This window comes from Streptomyces sp. NRRL S-1022, from assembly GCF_000720135.1.
In the GTDB taxonomy this organism is placed as follows: domain Bacteria; phylum Actinomycetota; class Actinomycetes; order Streptomycetales; family Streptomycetaceae; genus Streptomyces.
Window position 1 is genome coordinate 1 of record NZ_JOIU01000073.1, and the last position, 3,486, is coordinate 3,486.

Genomic DNA, 3,486 nt, shown 5'->3' on the forward strand with positions numbered 1-3,486 from the left:
CGTGTGCCCGATGTTCGACTTCACCGACCCCAGCCACAACGGCTCCACCCGGTCCCGGCCGTACGTCGCCAGCAGCGCCTGCGCCTCGATGGGATCGCCAAGGGTGGTGCCGGTGCCGTGCGCCTCCACCGCGTCCACGTCCGCCGTCGACAGTCCGGCGTTCGCCAGCGCCTGCCGGATGACGCGTTCCTGGGACGGGCCATTCGGCGCCGCGAGCCCGTTCGACGCGCCGTCCTGGTTCACCGCCGAACCCCGTACCACCGCCAGCACCCGGTGACCGTTGCGACGGGCGTCGGAGAAACGTTCCAGCAGAACCAAGCCGGCGCCCTCACCCCACGCCGTACCATCAGCCGCCTCGGCGAACGCCTTCACCCGGCCATCGACCGCAAGCCCCCGCTGCCGCGAGAACTCGACAAACCCCGCCGGCGTCGCCATCACCGTCACACCACCGGCCAAGAAGCCTGCGTCGAAGCCGGCGCCGTCGGCGAGGAAGCCGCCCGATCGGCTGTAGGTCGTGCCCGGCCGGTCCGGGTCGGGGTCGTAGACGACGTCCCAACCACGGTCCGGCGGGAATTCGGTGATCGCGTCGGCACCGTCCGAGACGAGCCGCCACAGGTCGTCCGGGCCCTCCACTCCACCCGGGTAGCGGCAGCCCATGCCGATGATCGCGATCGGCTCGCGCGCGGCCTCCTCCATGTCGGCGAGGCGCTTGCCGAGCACTCCCAGGTCGGCCGTGGCGCGCTTGAGGTAAGTGCGGAGCTTCTCTTCGTCGGACATCGCTACTCCTCAGCGTTGCGGGACTCGCCCGAGCGGATGACCTCGGTCCTGCGGTGCGCATCGTCCAGAAGGCTGAACAATTCGTCGTCGCTGGCCTCGTCGACACCGGCCGCGGAGCCGGTACGTCTGGCGGTCCAGGCCGCGAGAAGTTCTTCGAGGCGGGCCGCGACGGTCTCGTAGTCGGCGTCGGCGGCTGCCGCGTCCAGGGTGGCCTTGAGCTGGTCGAGTTCGGCGAGCAGGGGGTCGGGCTCGGTGCCGTGCAGCCGTGTGTGGACGAAGGCGGCGAGGCGGGCCGGTGTCGGGTGGTCGAAGACGAGCGTGGCGGGCAGACGCAGGCCGGTGTCCGCGTCGAGCTGGTTGCGCAGTTCCACGGCGGTGAGCGAGTCGAACCCGATGTCGGTGAACGCCTGGTCGGGGTTGACCGCCTCCGGTGACGAGTGCCCCAGGACGAGGGCGACCTGGGCCACGACGAGTTGCAGCACGTCGGCCTGCGTCCACACGCGGTCGGCGGCCTGCCTGCGCCGGGGCCGTACCAGCTCCCGCAGCAGGGCGGGCGGGTCGCCGGCGCGGCGCAGGGCCGGCAGGTCGAACCTGACGGGGGCGAGGGTGGGGGTGCCCACGGTCAGCGCGGTGTCGAACAGGGCCAGCGCGTCCGTCGTCGGCAGCGGCCGTACTCCGGCCCTGGCCAGGCGGTGCCGGTCGATGGCGGTCAGACCTCCGGTCATGCCGCTGGCCTCCGCCCAGTAGCCCCAGGCGAGCGACACGGCCGGCCGGCCCTGGGCGTGCCGGTGTGCGGCGAGGCCGTCGAGGTACGCGTTCGCCGCCGCGTAGTTCGCCTGGCCCGCGCCGCCCAGCACACCGGCCGCCGACGAGAACAGCACGAACGCCTCCAGGTCCGAGGTCAGTTCGTGCAGGTGCCGCGCCGCGAGCGCCTTCGGCTCCCACACGCGCGCGAACTGCTGCGGGGTGAGGGATTCCACGACGGTGTCGGCCAGCGTGCCCGCGGCGTGGATCACCGAGGTGACCGGGTGTTCGGCGAGCAGTCGCGCCACCGCCTCGCGGTCGGACACGTCGCACGCCACGATGTCGGCGGTCGCGCCCAGCGCGGCCAGGTCGGCGGTCAGTACGGCCGCGCCGGGGGCGTCCGGGCCGCTCCGGCTGACCAGCAGCAGGTGCCGCACGCCGTGCCGTACGGCGAGGTGGCGGGCGATCGTGCCGCCCAGGGTGCCGGTGCCGCCGGTGACGAGCACCGTGCCCTCGGGGCTGAGCGGCGAGGGCAGCGGTTCGGTCCGCGCCCGTTCGAGGCGGGGTACGTGAACGACGCCGACGCGGATCGCGAGCTGGGGTTCGTCACCGGCCAGCCGGACCTCGTCGCCGTCGTCGCCGTCGACCAGCACGAACCGGCCGGGGTGCTCGGACTGCGCGGACCGGACCAGGCCCCAGACGGCGGTGGCCTGCGGGTCGACGTCCTCGCCCGGCCGAACCGGCACGGCGTTGCGTGTGGCGACCACCATGCGCGGGGTGTCCGTGGTGAGGAAGTCCTGGATCACCCGCAGGGTCTCGACGGGCGATGTGGCGTGGTGGACCGGGATGTCCGCTTCTGTGGTCGCCGCTTCCAGGACCGGCCACGCCACCTGGTACGGGACGTCCTTCGTGGTGGCCCCGGCCGGCCGGCGCAGGGTCAGCGAGGCGATCTCGGCGACCGGCGCACCCGACTGGTCGGCGAGGCCGATCGCGCAGGTGTCCTGACCGGTCACGGTCAGCCGGACCCTGGCGTGCTCGGCGCCGCGCCACCAGGAGATCCCGGCGAAGGAGAAGGGCATCTTCGCCCGGTCGTCGGCGACGGTCACGGTCTGGATCGCGGCGTCGAGCAGGGCGGGGTGCAGGGCGAACCGGGTGTCGCCGGGAGGTACGGTCACCTCCGCGTAGAGGGTGTCGCCGTCGCGCCAGGCCGCTCGCAGACCTCGGAAGGCCGTGCCGTAGGCGAATCCGGCGTCGGCCAGGTTGTCGTAGAAGGCGTCGAGGTCGACGGCTTCGGCGTGCGGCGGCCACTGCCGTGCCCAGGGCTCCCGGGGTGCGACGGGTACGGCGCCCAGGGTCCCGGTGGCGTGCCGTACCCACTCGCCGTCCGCGCGCGAGTGGATCGAGACGCTGCGCCGGCCCGCCCGGTCCGGGCCGACGGTCACGGACACCTGCATGCCGTCCGCGACCACCAGCGGTGTCTCCAGCGTCAGGTCCTCGACCGCCGGGCAGCCGACGTGTTCGCCGGCCCGGAGCGCGAGGTCCACGAACGCCGCGGCGGGCAGCAGGGGTGAGCCCGAGATGACGTGTTCGGTGAGCCACGGCTGCGCGGCGGTGGCGAGTTGTCCCGTCAGCACCACGCCGTTGTCGTCGGGGAGTTCCATGGCGTCCCGCAGCAGCGGGTGGTCGATCCGGCCGTCACCGGTCGGCGCCGGGGTGGTGGGCTGGAGCCAGTAGTGCTGGTGCTGGAAGGGATACGAAGGCACCCCCACACCCGCCCAGGTCCTCGTGGTGGTGGGGGGTGTCCAGCGCGCGGCACCGTCCACCCACAACCGGCCCAGCCCCGCGAACAACCGCTCCGGAGTATCACCACCACGCCGCATCAACCCGTTGCCCACCAGCAACGGATGCGGACCCACCTCCACAAACCCCGTCACACCCTGCCCCGCCAGCCACTCCAGAGCATCG

The 3,486-nt window shown here is 73.2% G+C and carries 2 protein-coding genes; both read right to left on the minus strand.

Annotated features, from left to right (window positions below):
* Positions 1-777: beta-ketoacyl synthase N-terminal-like domain-containing protein (locus IG05_RS0140725; protein ID WP_030349137.1), on the minus strand; the 777-nt coding region annotated here is incomplete at its 3' end.
* A gap of 2 nt (positions 778-779) precedes the next feature.
* Entirely contained in the window at positions 780-3,284 is a 2,505-nt protein-coding gene (locus IG05_RS0140730) for a type I polyketide synthase (RefSeq protein ID WP_158839151.1), read from the minus strand.
* Positions 3,285-3,486: the final 202 nt, after the last annotated feature.